Genomic DNA, 14,371 nt, shown 5'->3' with positions numbered 1-14,371 from the left:
GCCATGTACGACCGCCCCGACTGTGCACCGTGAGCGGAGAACCGATGGCAACCACCCTCACCCTCAAATCAGGCACCTCCTGGACCGACGCCTGGCAGCGCTGCCTCACCGTCGCCCCGGAGGCCTTCCGGGACGACCGTGTCCTCAACCTCTGGAACTCCACCTGGCAGGCGGACGGCCGACCGCTGCCCGCCACCAGCCCCGTCGACGGCAGCCCGATCGCCGGCCCGCCGCGCCTGGACGCGGACACCGCCCACCAGGCCGTACGCGCATCGCTGGACCAGCACCGCGCCTGGCGGCACATCCCCCTGGACGAGCGCCGCGCCCGGGTCGCGGCCACCCTCGACGCCCTGACCCAGCACCGCGACCTGCTCGCCCTGCTCCTCGTCTGGGAGATCGGCAAGCCCTGGCGGCTCGCCCGGGCGGACGTCGACCGGGCCATCGACGGCGTGCGCTGGTACGTCGACGGGATCGAACCGATGGTCGCGGACCGGGCCCCACTGGACGGCCCGGTTTCCAACGTCGCGAGCTGGAACTACCCGATGAGCGTGCTCGTTCACGCAGTGTTGGTACAAGCACTTGCAGGCAACGCGGTCATCGCCAAGACCCCGACCGACGGCGGTGTCGCCTGTCTGACCCTGGCCTGTGCGCTGGCCGCCCGTGAGGGGATACCCGTCACCCTCGTCAGCGGCAGCGGAGGCGAGCTGTCGGAGGCGCTGGTGCGGGCGCCCGAGATCGGCTGCGTCTCCTTCGTAGGCGGCCGCGACACCGGCGCCGCGGTGGCCACGGCCGTCGCCGACCTCGGCAAACGACATGTACTCGAACAGGAGGGACTCAACACCTGGGGCATCTGGAACTACACGGACTGGGACACGCTCACGGCAGTCGTGCCCAAGCTCTTCGACTACGGCAAACAGCGCTGCACGGCGTACCCGCGCTTCGTCGTCCAGCGTGAGCTGTTCGACGAGTTCCTGGCGGCGTACCTCCCTGCGGTGCACGGGCTGAGGGTCGGCCACCCGCTGGCGGTCGAGAACCCGGGCGACCCCTACCCGCGGCTGGACTTCGGGCCGGTGATCAACGCGGCCAAGGCGAAGGAACTCCAGGACCAGGTCGCCGAGGCCATCGACCGCGGCGCGGTCCCGCTGCACCGGGGCCGGCTGTCGGACGCCCGCTTCCTGCCCGGCCAGGACACCTCGGCGTACGTCCAGCCGGTCACGCTGCTGAACCCGCCGCCGTCCTCTCCGCTCCACCACGCGGAACCGTTCGGCCCGGTCGACACCATCGTCCTGGTCGACACGGAGGCGGAGCTGCTGGCGGCGATGAACGCGTCCAACGGCGCGCTCGTCGCCACCCTGTCCACCGACGACCGGGCGACGTACGACCGCCTGGCCCCGCAGATCCGTGCGTTCAAGGTCGGTCACGGCAAGCCGCGCTCCCGCGGGGACCGGGACGAGTTGTTCGGCGGCTTCGGCGCTTCCTGGCGCGGGGCGTTCGTCGGCGGAGAGCTGCTGGTGCGGGCGGTGACGCAGGGGCCCGCCGGGGAGCGGCTGCCCGGGAACTTCCCGGACTACCACCTCATGCCGTGACGGGTTCGTGGTGGCGCCCGGCCCGCGAGGGCGCCACCGCGAACCGGCCCGCGCGGAGCTGGTACGCCGACGGCCGCCGCCCTTGCCCTTCTGTGACCCCGCCGTCACCTGCCGTGAAGGCCCGCTGGACGGCCCGCCGGCCGTCTCGTCACACGTGCCCGGCGGCCTTCCGGCGTGCGGATATGCAGGTGAAAGGCACTCCGAAACCTTGGTATTGTTGTCCACGTCGCCGCCGGGAAGACCCCCGGCAAGGCGACAGACACCTGGTCCGGGTGGCGGAATGGCAGACGCGCTAGCTTGAGGTGCTAGTGCCCTTTATCGGGCGTGGGGGTTCAAGTCCCCCCTCGGACACTGTTACCAGTTGATGCGGGTCGAGGGTTTCCTCGGCCCGCATCAGCTGTTCGTGCGGCCGATTGCCCCCTGTCGCTGCCGGGCTTAACCTCGCCGCATGGTGCAGAGCACGGCGGAGGATGTCGACGCCTACCTGGCGGAGGTGCCGGCCGAGCGCGCGCAGGCCCTGACGAGACTCAGGGAACTGTGCCGTGCGGAGCTCCGGGGTTTCAGTGAGGCCATGGCGTACGGCATGCCCACGTACCGGCGTGACGGTGAGGCCGAGATCGCGTTCGCGAGTCAGCGGCAGTACATCTCGTTCTATCTGATGCGTACCGATGTCCGGGACGCGTTCCAGGAGCGGCTGGCCGGACACGACATGGGCAAGGGCTGCCTGCGCTTCCGTCGGCCCGAGAAGATCGATTTCGAGCTGGTGCGGGATCTGCTGCGAGCCACCGCGGCCGGCCCCGGCTCGATCTGCTGACACCCTGACCGGGCGGCGGGCGGCGGGCGGCGGACGGCGGGCCGTCGCGGGTCAGTCGTGGTCGGTCGGCACCGGGCTGAGCGCGGAGGAGGTCCCGCGGCCGGCTGGGTCCGTGGCGTCCGGGGTCCTCGGCCAGGGGCGGCCCGTGATGCGTTCGATGTCGGTGTTGAACTGCCGTAGATCGGCGATGAACCGTTCCAGCCGCTCCGGCGTCCAGTCGGCCACGACCGTGGACAGGCCGGTGACGATTCCCTCCCGCTGTTCGGTGAGGAGCCGTAGGCCCTCCTCGGTGATGCGGAACTTGCGGGCAACCCCTCCGGCCGGGTCGAGGGTGCGCTCCACCAGGCCGTTGCGCAGCAGGGCCGAGGTCTGGCGGGTGAAGGTCGACGCCGCCAGTCCGAAGGCCTCGACGAAGTCCGGGATGGACATGGGGCCCTGGGTTTCGAGCCTGGTGAGCAGTACGTAGGCGCTCTGGTCCAGCGGGTCCCCGCCGCGCGGGCCCCTGGGTGCCCTCATCTCCTTGTGACGGGTGAGGATCAGCAGCTCTCGCTCGATGCGTTCCGCGGCCTCTCGGGCGCCCACGCCGATCTCCTTCCCGGCCGTATGGCCAGCCAAGTCCCTGGATCCCGGGTTCTGGGTGCCGAGCCCCCGGATCCGGCCGAGTGCCCACCCTACGGTGAGATTGCGCCATACATGGAAAGTGCATCATGCACTCTTGATGCATGATGCACAACGTGCGTAACGTGCGGTGCCGTGAACGCTTCCGCGCGCTCACCCACCTCCCCCCACCCAAGGTGATGCCCGATGCGCGAGAACGACCTTCTTCGGCTGCCACTGCCCAGCGACAACCCCTTGGAGCCACCGGCCGAATGGGAGCAGTTGCGCCGTCAGTGCCCGGTGAGCACCGTCGAACTGCCCAGCGGCGACAAGGCGACCTATCTGACCCGCTATGACCACGTCAAAGCCCTGCTGGCCGACCCCCGTTTCGTCCGCCCGACCGCCGAGGACGAGGGCGCCGCCCGGATCGCCCCCGAGGGAGCCGGTGGCCCCGCAGCCGACGGAAGTTCGACCCTGACCCTGCCCGACCGTGGTGAGCCGCACCTGCGTTGGCGACGGCGGGTGGGCAAGTACTTCACCGCCAAGCGCATGACCGCGCTGCGCCCCGGCATGGTGCGGACCGCCGAGGACCTCGTCGACGACATGGTCCGCAACGGACAGCCCGCCGACCTCAAGGCCGGCCTCGGCTTCCCACTGCCCGTCTACGTCATCTGCGACATCCTGGGCGTCCCGGCCACCGACCGGGACCGCTTCTCGCACTGGTCCGACGCCTTCCTCAACGTCAGCCGCTACACCGGTGAGCAGGTCCGGGCGGCCTACGACGAGTTCGCCGAGTACATGTCGGCGCACATCGACGCGACGCGCGGCGAGCCCGGCGAGGACCTGATCAGCATGGTGATCAGGGAGAGCGAGGCAGAGGGGCAGGGACAGGGGCTGACCGACGACGAACTGCTCGGTACCGCCATGGGCCTGCTGGTCGCCGGGCACGAGACCACCGCGAACATGATCGGCAAGATGGTCGCCATGCTGCTCGCCGACCGCACCCGCTGGGAGCGGCTCCTCGCCGACCCCACCCTCGTGCGCACCGCGGTCGACGAGGCGCTGCGCTTCGACGCCAACCTCGGCTTCGGCATCCGGCGCTACCTCACCGAGGACGTGGAGGTCGACGGCGAACTGCTCCCGCGCGGCACGACCGTCGTATGCAGCATGCCCGCAGCCAACCGGGACGAGCGGGTCTTCACCGACGCGGACGACATGGTGCTGTCCCGGTCCCCGAACCCCCATCTCACCTTCGGCGCCGGACCGCACTCGTGCCTGGGGCAGAGCCTCGCGCGCACCGAACTCCACGTCACCCTCGACGTCCTGCTCCGCAAGCTGCCGACTCTTCGACTCGCCGTGTCCATCGACGAGTTGCAGCGCGTGGAGGGGCTCCTGGTGGGTGGGTTGAGCACCGTACCCGTGCGGTGGTGACGGTTCCGGAAAGGCTGCGACAAGCATGAAAGTCAATGTGGACCAGAGCCGTTGTTGCGGTGCCGGTCAGTGCGCGCTGATCGCACCTGAGGTGTTCGACCAGGGCGACGAGGACGGAATCGTCACGCTCCTCGAACCGAACCCGGCAGCGGACCTGCACCCGGCGGTACGCGAGGCGGCCGCGGTCTGCCCCGCCTCCGCCATCACGATCGACGACGACACCGACGACATCGACACCGACACGGACACAGACGACACCACCGACGACGGCCACTGAAAAATCAGCTGCTTCGCCACCGCCCGGCTCCCTAGACTCACCACACCAGTACGCGCCGCCTCACCACCCGGCGGCGCGTCGTCGTGACCAGTCGAGGGGAGCCGGGCCGTGCGTGACCGCACCGCTGTCGTCGTCTCCCCGTCCCGGTACGACCGCTACGACGTGATCCTCGTGTCCTCGTCCGCCCGGTGCCCGCTGCGCGGCCGGCACCGGATGCCCGTGACGAACGCCTGAGAGCGCCCGAGTACGTCAACACCCCTGCCCTGACCCGGCTCTGACCGGGCGGCAGGTCATGCTCGCGTCCCGCGCCCACGTACCGTCCCGGAATTGCGCTGACCCCTTTTCGCATCCGGACCACCCGGATCACCCGAAAGGCCACGGGCCGTGCGCACCAACCCGAACCCCAACCAGAACCTCAACCCCACACCCAACCCCCTCGCCGTCGTCCGCAACCTCGGCATCCTCGCCCATGTCGACGCCGGAAAGACCACCGTCACCGAGCGGATCCTGTACACCACCGGGACCACGTACAAGCGCGGTGAGGTCCACGACGGCACCACCGTCACCGACTTCGACCCGCAGGAGCGCGACCGGGGGATCACCATCTTCGCCGCGGCGGTGAGCTGCGCCTGGGACGGTCACCGGATCAACCTCATCGACACCCCCGGTCACGTCGACTTCGCCGACGAGGTGGAGCGCGCGCTGCGCGTCCTCGACGGCGCGGTCGCGGTGTTCGACGCCGTAGCGGGCGTGGAGCCACAGAGCGAGTCGGTGTGGCGGCAGGCCGACCGGCACGGTGTGCCGAGGATCGCCTTCGTCAACAAGCTGGACCGTGCCGGGGCCGACCTCGACACGGCCGTCGAGTCGATCCGGGAACGGCTGCATCCGGCGCCCCTCGTCGTGCAGTTGCCCATCGGCGCGGAGGACGGGTTCCGCGGCGTCGTGGACCTCGTACGGATGCGGGCGCTGGTGTGGGCCGACGGCGCCGACACCGCTGTGGAGCAGGCCGTGCCGGAGGAGCTGCGGGAGGAGGCCGCCCGGCGTCGGCGGCTGCTGGAGGAGGCCGTGGCCGAGCTGCACGCCGGTGCGCTGGAGGAGTTCTGCGCGCGGTCGACCCTCTTGCCGACGACCCTTCGGCTCGCCCTGCGCGAGCTGACCCGCAGTGGCGACGGCGTGGTCGTGCTGTGCGGCTCGGCCTACCGCAACCGGGGGATCGAGCCGCTGCTGGACGCGGTGGTGGCGTATCTGCCGTCGCCGCTGGACGTGCCGGCCGTACGCGGTCTGCACGACGGCGCCGACGAGGAGCGGCCCGCCGATCCGCAGGCTCCGCTCGCGGCGCTGGCGTTCAAGGTGAGCGCCACGCCGACGGGCCGGTTCACCTATCTGCGGGTGTACTCGGGAACGATCGAGAAGGGAGACACCGTGTTGGACGCGGGCGCCGGGCGCACCGAGCGGATCGGGCGCATCCTGCGGATCCAGGCCGACCGGCACGCGCAGGTGGACCGGGCCGTCGCCGGGGACATCGTGGCCGTGGTCGGCCTGAAGTCGGCCCGCGCGGGCTCCACCCTGTGCGCACCGGCCGCCCCGCTCGTCCTCGAACCGCCCGGTGTCGCCGACCCGGTGGTGTCCGTGGCGGTGGAGGCCCGCAGGTCCACCGAGACCGACCGGCTGGCCTCGGCGCTGGCACGGCTGGCGGAGGAGGACCCCTCCCTCGTCGTACGGACCGACGCCGAGACCGGGCAGACCGTGCTGTCCGGCATGGGTGAACTGCATCTGGAGGTCGCGGTGGAGAAGATCCGGCGCGACACCGGGCTGGAGGTCAACGTCGGACGCCCCCGGGTGTCCTACCGCGAGACAGTCGGCCGAGGCGTGTCCGGTTTCGTGTTCCGGCACGTCAAACAGGACGGCGGAGCCGGACAGTTCGCGCATGTCGTCCTCGATGTCGAGGCGCTGGACACGGAGTCCGGCTTCGAGTTCCGCTCGGCCGTCGTCGGCGGAAGCGTGCCGCAGGAGTACGTCCGTGCCGTGGAGGCCGGCTGCCGCGACGCCCTCGCCGAGGGCCCGCTCGACGGCCACCCGGTGACCGGGCTGCGCGTCACGCTCACCGACGGGGCGACGCATGTGAAGGACTCCTCCGACACGGCGTTCCGCACCGCCGGCCGGCTCGGTCTGCGCGACGCCCTGCGCGCCTGCGCGATGCTCCTGCTGGAGCCGGTCGTCGAGGTCACGGTCACCGTGCCGGAGGACGCCGTCGGCGCGGTCCTCGGGGACCTCGCGGCCCGGCGCGGCCGGGTCTCGGGCTCGGTCACCCGGGCGGGCGCGGCGGTCGTCACGGCGACCGTGCCGCTGGCCGAACTCTTCGGCTACGCGACGCGGTTGCGCAGCCGGACGCAGGGCCGCGGCACGTTCACGGCCCGGCCCACCGGCTACGCGCCGGCGCCGGTCAAGACTCCGGTCACTCCGGTCACGAGTCCGGTCACGAGTCCGGTCACGAGTCCGGTCACGACGCCGGTCCGGTGACCGACGGGGCGGCCTCACTCCTGCGCGGGTGGGGCCGCCCTCGCGGTGTTGCCCGTGCCGCGGCGCTCAGGGATACGCCACCACGGTCGACGGCACCGTGGACGTCCCCGAAGTCGGCGCCCCGGCGTCGTTGATGACGCACTCGTACTGCCCGTTCCCGCCGAGCGAGACGACGAGCAGGTTGTGGAAGCGCACCCCGGGCCGGACGGGGGCGGCGAAGCCGTGGTGCTGCACGATCGAGGGGTTGACGTTGTAGTAGCAGTAACTGCCCAGTCCCCAGCCCTCGTGCGAGGTCACGGTGTCCGCGACCTTGTAGGCGGCGTAACCCTTGATCGACCCGTTCTGGATGGCGGCCTGGTCCGGGGCGTCGTACGCCTTCTCGTTCTGGAAGAAGATCGTGCGGCCCCGCTGGCCGAACCACTGCACGTCGTACTTGTTGAAGTGCTCCACGAACAGGCCGGTCGCCAGGACGTCGTCGCCGTTGACGACGACACCGTGGTCGGCACGGTTGGTCTCCCAGCCGACGCCCTCGCCGTGGTCGGCCCGCCACACCCAGGTGTGGTCGACGATCGTGTGTCTGCTGTTGATCACCATGCTGGTGGTGGCCTTGCCGGGGCCCGCGCCGCCGATGCGGACGAACACGTCCTGGACCGTGATCGGGTTCGCCGAGTGGTCCCTGGACGCGCCGCGGGGTCCGATCTCCAGCAGGGTCGGGGAGTTGACCGGCCCGGCGTCGACCAGGAATCCGGCGAGCCGGACCCCGTCGACGTCGGCGACCTGGACGGCCGTAGCGCCGCCGTCCGGGATCAGGGTGGCGTAGCCCAGACCCAGGATCACGGTGTTCGGGCGGTCGATCCGCATCGGCCGGTCGAGGTGGTAGATCCCCGGGGTGAGCAGGAGATGCAGTCCCTGCGCCAGCGCCTGGTTGAGCGTGGCCGCCGAGTCGCCGGGCCGGGCGACGTAGAACCGCGTCAGCGGCAGCGAGGTGCCCCTCGGGGTGCCGTTGCCCCACGTCACACCGCGGGCGTTCGTCAGCTTCGCGGGCAGGAAGACCCGGAAGCCGCCTCCCTCGACGTACAGGAACGGCTTCTCACGGGAGACCGGCGTCGTGTCGAGCGTGGTGTACGGCGGGTTCGGGAAGCTCTGCGCCGGCGCGCCCTCGACGCCGGAGAACACCATGTTCCACACGCCGTTGAGCCAGCTGCCGATCGCGCTGTCGCGGGTGTACCACTGCTGCTGCGAGTACGGTCCGACCTGGCCGTCGATGCGGCTGTCGGCGATGTAGCCGCCGCTGGCCCAGCCGTAGCCGGTGGGGGAGAGGTTGAGGCCGCCGCGGACGTGCATCCGGCGGAACGGGGCCGCCTGTGCGACCGCCCAGCGGTTGGTGCCGTTGACCGGGACCAGGGCCAGGTTCTCCGCAGAACGCCAGAAGTTCTGCGTGGCGTTGCCGTTGAACCAGCCGGCGTCGACCGTGACGTCGCCGTTGATGGTGGTGTCGTCGGGGGACAGGCCGAGGCCCGCGATCGAGGTGTAGAAGCCGAGCTGGGCGTTGAGGCCGTGGTAGGTGCCGGGCTTGAACAGCAGCGCGTAGCGGCCGGTGCCGAACTGCGCCGACTCCTGCTGCCGGAACACCTCGTCGAGGCGGGCCTGGATGCCGGGGGTGGACGGGTCGAAGACGAGGACGTTCGGGCCTAGGTCGCCGCCGCCGGGGAGGGCACGCGGCTTTTTGCGGGCGGATGGTACGGCCGACCGTGCGGCCGACGGTGCGGCGGAGGCCTCTGTGGCCCCGCCGAGCACGACGGGCGTGGCCGCCGCCGCGGCGCCGAGCAGCGTGCGGCGGGCGATCGAGGGCGGCCGGGAGGGCGAGGAGGTACGGGAGTGCGGGGAGAGGGGGAAGGCAGGGGAGGCGTCAGACATGGGGCGGCTCCTGGTTCAGGAAATGAACATCGTGGGGTCTGGGAGCGCTCTCTCGCCGCTGAATGGTTCAACCGCGAAACGAAAGAGTCAAGAGGTTCGACCGGACTCCGGTGAGTGCGTCAAAAGCCTTGACGCGGACTCCCCTCAAGGCTTAACTCACGCTCTAAATTAAGCAGCAGTACTCCCGGAAGGGACACCTGGAGCCATGCGCACAACGCGAGCCGCGGCCATAGCCGCCGTCACCATGTCTCTCGTCGTGACCGCCTCGGCCTGCGGAGGCGGTTCGTCGACCGGCGGCGGCGGGTCCAACGACTCGCCGAAGACCCTCACGTACTGGGCCTCCAACCAGGGCGCGAGCATCGAGGTCGACAAGAAGGTCCTCCAGCCCGAGCTCGACAAGTTCGAGAAGCAGACCGGCATCGAGGTGAAGCTGGAGGTCGTCCCCTGGTCGGATCTGCTCAACCGGATCCTGACCGCGACCACCTCCGGCCAGGGCCCCGACGTCCTCAACATCGGCAACACCTGGAGCGCCAGCCTCCAGGCCACCGGGGCGCTGCTGCCCTGGGACGCGAAGAAGTTCGCCGCGATCGGCGGCAAGGACCGGTTCGTCGACTCCGCGCTCGGCTCGACCGGCGCCGACGGCCAGGACCCGGCCGCGGTGCCGCTGTACTCGATGGCGTACGCGCTCTACTACAACAAGAAGATGTTCGCCGACACGGGCATCTCGGAGCCGCCGGCCACCTGGGAGGAGTTCACGGCCGACGGCAAGAAGCTCGCCAAGGGCGGCAAGTGGGGCATCGGCGTCGAGGGCTCGAACCCCTCGGAGAACATCCACCACGCCGTCGTCTTCGCCAAGCAGCACGGCGCCGACTTCTTCACGGCCGCCGGCAAGCCCGACTTCACCTCCGACAAGGCCGTCGCGGGCGTCAAGCAGTTCGTCGACCTGATGGCCAAGGACAAGATCATCGCGCCGGGCAACGCCGAGTACGCCCAGAACCAGTCCGTCAGCGACTTCGCCAAGGGCAGGACCGCGATGCTCCTGTGGCAGTCCGCGTCCGCCAACCTCAAGTCGCAGGGCATGAGCGAGGACGCCTACGGAGTCGCCCCCGTCCCCGTCCAGTCCGGCACCCCCGGCTCGGGCACCGGCGTCAACTCCATGGTCATGGGCATCAACCTGGCCGTTTTCAAGAACACCGACAACATCGACGGCGCCACGAAGTTCGTGAAGTTCATGACGAGCGACGAGGAACAGAAGATCCTCAACACCGCCTACAGCTCCATCCCGCCGGTCAAGGGCGCCCAGTCGGACGCCGCCTTCAACACCCCGGCCAACGCCGTCCTCAAGGACACTCTCGCCAAGAGCGCCGTAGCGGCACCGCAGGTCGCCGACGAGTCGCAGTTCGAGACGGCGGTCGGTACGGCCATCAAGGAGCTGTGGGCCGACGCCGCCGCCGGACGCCCGGTGACCGAGGCGTCGGTGAAGGCGGCCCTGGAGAAGGCCCAGCAGCAGATGCCGACGAAGTGAGCACGATGACGACCACGGTCCCCGAAAAGGCCGCTGTGCCTCGGAGCTCCCCCGGGACGGCGGACGGCCCCCGCCGCCGTCCCGGGCGGATCCGCCGCATCGGCCTGCCGTATCTGCTTCTCCTGCCCGCCCTGCTGCTCGAACTCCTGGTCCACCTGGTGCCGATGGTCATCGGCATCGTCATGAGCTTCAGGGAACTCACGCAGTTCTACATCCGCGACTGGACCACGGCCCCCTGGAACGGCCTCGACAACTACCGGATGTCGGTGGACTTCAACGCCCCCGTCGGCGCGGCGCTGCTCCACTCCTTCCTGGTCACCGTCACCTTCACGCTGCTCTCGGTCGGCCTGTGCTGGCTGGTCGGCACGGCCGCCGCGGTCTGCATGCAGGACACCTTCCGCGGCCGCGGACTGCTGCGGGCACTGTTCCTCGTGCCGTACGCACTGCCCGTCTACACGGCCGTCATCACCTGGGTCTTCATGTTCCAGCACGACAACGGCCTGGTGAACCACGTCCTGCACGACCAGCTCGGCCTCACCGACAAGCCCTCCTTCTGGCTGATCGGCGACAACAGCTTCATCGCCCTGCTGACGGTGTCGGTCTGGAAGGGCTGGCCGTTCGCCTTCCTCATCGTCATGGCCGGCCTGCAGAACATCCCGAAGGAGCTGTACGAGGCGGCGGCCCTGGACGGCGCGGGCCTGTGGCAGCAGCTCCGCCGCATCACCCTGCCGTCCCTGCGCCCCGTCAACCAGGTGCTGGTCCTGGTGCTGTTCCTGTGGACGTTCAACGACTTCAACACGCCCTACGTCCTGTTCGGCAAGACCGCGCCCGGAGCCGCGGACCTCATCTCGGTGCACATCTACCAGGCGTCGTTCGTCACCTGGAACTTCGGCACGGGTTCGGCGATGTCCGTACTCCTGCTGCTGTTCCTGCTGCTGGTGACCGGCGGATACCTCTGGCTCACCTCACGCCGCGGACGGAGGACCGCCGATGCGTAACTCGCCCATGTCGCCCCCGGGTTCCTTCCTCTGGTCCCGGCGGATCTTCCTCACCCTGCTCACGGGCTTCGTCCTGGTACCCGTCTATGTGATGGTCTCCAGCTCGCTGAAACCGCTCGCGGACGTCACGGGCGAGTTCCGCTGGCTGCCCAGCGAGCTGACCATCCGTCCGTACATCGACATCTGGTCGACGGTGCCGCTGGCGAAGTACTTCGTGAACTCGCTCATCGTGGCGGGTGCGTCGACGGTCTGCTCGGTGGTGATCGCGGTCTTCGCGGCGTACGCGGTCAGCCGCTACACCTTCCGTGGCAAACGGGTCTTCACGGTCACCGTCCTGTCCACGCAGATGTTCCCCGGCATCCTCTTCCTCCTCCCGCTCTTCCTCCTCTACGTCAACATCGGCAACGCCACCGGCATCGCCCTGTTCGGCTCGCGCGGCGGCCTGATCCTGACGTATCTGACGTTCTCGCTGCCGTTCTCGATCTGGATGCTGATCGGGTACTTCGACTCGGTGCCGCGCGATCTGGACGAGGCGGCGCTGGTCGACGGCTGCGGACCGCTCGGCGCGCTGTTCCGGGTGGTCGTACCGGCGGCGGTGCCCGGCATCGTCGCGGTCGCCGTCTACGCCTTCATGACGGCCTGGGGAGAAGTGCTGTTCGCCTCCGTCATGACCAACGACACCACCCGCACCCTCGCCGTCGGCCTCCAGGGCTACTCCACGCTCAACGACGTGTACTGGAACCAGATCATGGCCGCCTCGCTGGTCGTCAGCGTGCCGGTGGTGGCCGGGTTCCTGCTGCTCCAGCGCTATCTGGTCGCGGGCCTGACGGCGGGCGCCGTCAAGTGACCGACTCTCCTGTCCGTGAAGGGACTTCAGTGATCATCGACCTCGCCGCACTCCCGCACGACTTCCTGTGGGGCACGGCCACATCGGCGTACCAGATCGAGGGAGCCGTGGCGGAGGACGGCCGTTCCCCGTCGATCTGGGACACCTTCTCCCACACACCGGGCAGGATCGCGGGCGACGACCACGGTGACATGGCCTGCGACCACTACCACCGCTGGCGCGAGGACATCGCACTGATGCGTCAACTGGGCACGAACGCCTACCGGTTGTCGGTGGCATGGCCGCGGGTCGTGCCGGGCGGCGGGGACGGCCAGGTCAACGAGAAGGGTCTGGCGTTCTACGACGAACTGGTCGACGGCCTGCTGGCGGCGGGCATCACCCCGTCCGTCACCCTCTACCACTGGGATCTGCCACAGGCGCTCCAGGACCGCGGCGGCTGGCCCGAGCGGGAGACCGCCGAGCACTTCGCGGCCTACGCGGCCGTCGTCGCCGAACGCCTCGGCGACCGCGTCACCCACTGGGCCACCCTCAACGAGCCCCTGTGCTCGGCGTGGATCGGCCACCTGGAAGGCACCATGGCCCCCGGCCTGACCGATCTGACGGCCGCCGTCCGCGCCTCCTACCACCTCCTCCTCGGCCACGGCCTGGCCACCCAGGCGATCCGCGCCGCCGCGCCCGCGGCCGAGGTCGGCATCGTCAACAACCTCTCCACCGTCCATGCCGCCACCGACCGCCCCGAGGACGAGGCAGCGGCCCGCCGCATGGACGGCCACACCAACCGCTGGTGGCTCGACCCGATCCACGGCCGCGGTTTCCCGTCGGACATGCGGGAGGTGTACGGCGTCGAACTCCCCGAACGCGCAACCGACCTGGCCACCATCGCCACCCCCCTGGACTGGCTCGGCCTCAACTACTACTTCCCGGCGACCGTCACCGACGACCCCACCGGACCGGCCCCCCACGCCCGCCAGATCCACCGCGCCGGCGTCCCGCGCACCGGCATGGACTGGGAGATCGACGCGAGCGGCCTGGAAACCCTCCTGCTCCGCCTCACCCACGACTACGGCGCCCGCCGCCTCCACGTCACCGAGAACGGCTCCGCCTACCCGGACGTCGTACGCCCCGACGGGACGGTCGACGACCCCGAGCGCCAGGAGTACCTGATCCAGCACCTCGCGGCCTGCGCTTCCGCTGCCCGCAAGGGGGCTCCGCTGGCGGGGTACTTCGCTTGGTCGTTGCTGGACAACTTCGAGTGGGCGTACGGCTATGAGAAGCGGTTCGGCCTCGTCCACGTCGACTACGGGACACAGGCCCGCACCATCAAGGGGTCCGGGTACCGGTATGCGGAGGTCATCCGCGCGCATGGGGCAGGGGCCGAGCGCGCGGCCTGACGTTCAGCAGTCCCGGAACTCCGGCGACTGATTCAAGACCTGCGACCGCACGGACGTGAACCGCCTATACGTCTCCCCGCCCCGTGCCTCCGGCCGGAACGCCGCCACGCGGTGGCAGTTCTGGAAGGCGAGGGTCACGCCGAAGTGTCGTTCCAGGCTGCCGCGGATCGCGTCGCTGGCGAGGGCGCGCAGGAGTTGGCCGCGTTCCTGCTCGGACGGGGGAGGGGGCTGGTTGTCCGTGAAGTCGGCTGTGCCTTCGCGGAGTTCGGTGGCGAGGGAGGCGATCAGGTCGTAGGCGTACGGCAGCGAGGTGCGGACGGTGTCGACGAAGTCCTCCTCGCGGATGTCACCGTGTTCGGCTTCGGCGAGGAGCTTCGGGGAGACGTCGAGGGTCTCCCCGCCCCGTGCCTCCGGCCGGAACGCCGCCACGCGGTGGCAGTTCTGGAAGGCGAGGGTCACGCCGAAGTG

12 protein-coding genes, 1 tRNA gene and 2 pseudogenes are annotated in these 14,371 nt (G+C 70.1%); 11 read left to right on the top strand and 4 right to left on the bottom strand.

Translation table 11 applies throughout. The features are described from left to right. Positions 1–44: 44 nt before the first annotated feature. The 3 genes from L0P92_RS11100 to L0P92_RS11090 all read left to right on the top strand — a co-directional run bounded on the left by L0P92_RS11100 (position 45) and on the right by L0P92_RS11090 (position 2,400). Positions 45–1,586: an aldehyde dehydrogenase family protein gene (locus tag L0P92_RS11100; RefSeq protein ID WP_234762380.1), complete on the top strand. Its 1,542-nt coding sequence runs from the start codon at positions 45–47 to the stop codon at positions 1,584–1,586. A 266-nt stretch (positions 1,587–1,852) separates the two neighbouring features. Then, positions 1,853–1,937 (top strand) — tRNA-Leu (locus tag L0P92_RS11095). A 97-nt stretch (positions 1,938–2,034) separates the two neighbouring features. Then, positions 2,035–2,400, top strand: coding sequence for an iron chaperone (locus tag L0P92_RS11090; protein WP_234762379.1), 366 nt, complete (start codon positions 2,035–2,037; stop codon positions 2,398–2,400). A gap of 51 nt (positions 2,401–2,451) precedes the next feature. Here L0P92_RS11090 and L0P92_RS11085 read toward each other — a convergent pair whose 3' ends face one another. After that, the gene (locus L0P92_RS11085; RefSeq protein WP_234762378.1) at positions 2,452–2,982 is read right to left on the bottom strand and encodes a MarR family winged helix-turn-helix transcriptional regulator; all 531 of its coding nucleotides are present in this window, start codon (positions 2,980–2,982) and stop codon (positions 2,452–2,454) included. Positions 2,983–3,204: 222 nt separating this feature from the next. Between L0P92_RS11085 and L0P92_RS11080 the strand changes: the two genes are divergently transcribed. The 4 genes and pseudogenes from L0P92_RS11080 (at position 3,205) to fusA (ending at position 7,225) form a co-directional block, all read left to right on the top strand. Continuing rightward, positions 3,205–4,428, top strand: a complete 1,224-nt coding sequence (locus L0P92_RS11080; RefSeq protein WP_234762377.1) for a cytochrome P450 — start codon at positions 3,205–3,207, stop codon at positions 4,426–4,428. A 25-nt stretch (positions 4,429–4,453) separates the two neighbouring features. Next, positions 4,454–4,645, top strand: a pseudogene (locus tag L0P92_RS11075) (ferredoxin); the annotation flags it as partial. 168 nt (positions 4,646–4,813) lie between these two features. Beyond that, on the top strand, positions 4,814–4,939 hold the full coding sequence (locus L0P92_RS45205; protein WP_273634023.1) for a hypothetical protein: 126 nt from the start codon (positions 4,814–4,816) through the stop codon (positions 4,937–4,939). A 150-nt stretch (positions 4,940–5,089) separates the two neighbouring features. Next, entirely contained in the window at positions 5,090–7,225 is a 2,136-nt protein-coding gene (gene fusA, locus L0P92_RS11070; protein ID WP_234762376.1) for an elongation factor G, read from the top strand. Between the two features lie 66 nt (positions 7,226–7,291). On the opposite strand, the gene L0P92_RS11065 is transcribed toward fusA, so the two are convergent. Beyond that, positions 7,292–9,142 carry a pectate lyase-like domain-containing protein gene (locus L0P92_RS11065; protein ID WP_234762375.1) on the bottom strand — a complete coding sequence of 617 codons (1,851 nt, stop codon included), beginning with the start codon at positions 9,140–9,142 and terminating at the stop codon, positions 7,292–7,294. 205 nt (positions 9,143–9,347) lie between these two features. Here L0P92_RS11065 and L0P92_RS11060 point away from each other — a divergent pair, with 205 nt between their 5' ends. From L0P92_RS11060 to L0P92_RS11045, 4 genes are read left to right on the top strand one after another with little or no spacing between them, the layout of a single operon-like run. After that, complete coding sequence (locus L0P92_RS11060; protein WP_234762374.1) at positions 9,348–10,667, top strand: ABC transporter substrate-binding protein; 1,320 nt, start codon at positions 9,348–9,350, stop codon at positions 10,665–10,667. Between the two features lie 5 nt (positions 10,668–10,672). Continuing rightward, positions 10,673–11,665 (top strand): carbohydrate ABC transporter permease, encoded by a 993-nt coding sequence (locus L0P92_RS11055; protein WP_234762373.1) that lies wholly within the window; start codon positions 10,673–10,675, stop codon positions 11,663–11,665. Positions 11,666–11,672: 7 nt separating this feature from the next. Beyond that, positions 11,673–12,512: a carbohydrate ABC transporter permease gene (locus L0P92_RS11050; RefSeq protein WP_234762412.1), complete on the top strand. Its 840-nt coding sequence runs from the start codon at positions 11,673–11,675 to the stop codon at positions 12,510–12,512. A 29-nt stretch (positions 12,513–12,541) separates the two neighbouring features. Next, positions 12,542–13,903 (top strand): GH1 family beta-glucosidase, encoded by a 1,362-nt coding sequence (locus tag L0P92_RS11045; RefSeq protein ID WP_234762372.1) that lies wholly within the window; start codon positions 12,542–12,544, stop codon positions 13,901–13,903. A gap of 3 nt (positions 13,904–13,906) precedes the next feature. On the opposite strand, the gene L0P92_RS11040 is transcribed toward L0P92_RS11045, so the two are convergent. Then, positions 13,907–14,332, bottom strand: coding sequence for an SCO5389 family protein (locus L0P92_RS11040; RefSeq protein WP_234762411.1), 426 nt, complete (start codon positions 14,330–14,332; stop codon positions 13,907–13,909). After that, positions 14,309–14,362 (bottom strand): annotated as a pseudogene (locus L0P92_RS45665) (SCO5389 family protein); the annotation flags it as partial. The pseudogene L0P92_RS45665 and the gene L0P92_RS11040, both read right to left, overlap by 24 nt. Positions 14,363–14,371 lie beyond the last annotated feature (9 nt).

Origin of the sequence: Streptomyces muensis (assembly GCF_021474425.1) — a bacterium.
GTDB lineage: Bacteria > Actinomycetota > Actinomycetes > Streptomycetales > Streptomycetaceae > Streptomyces > Streptomyces muensis.
Note: the sequence above shows the minus strand (reverse complement) of the source record. Positions and strands in the feature narration are given on the sequence as shown.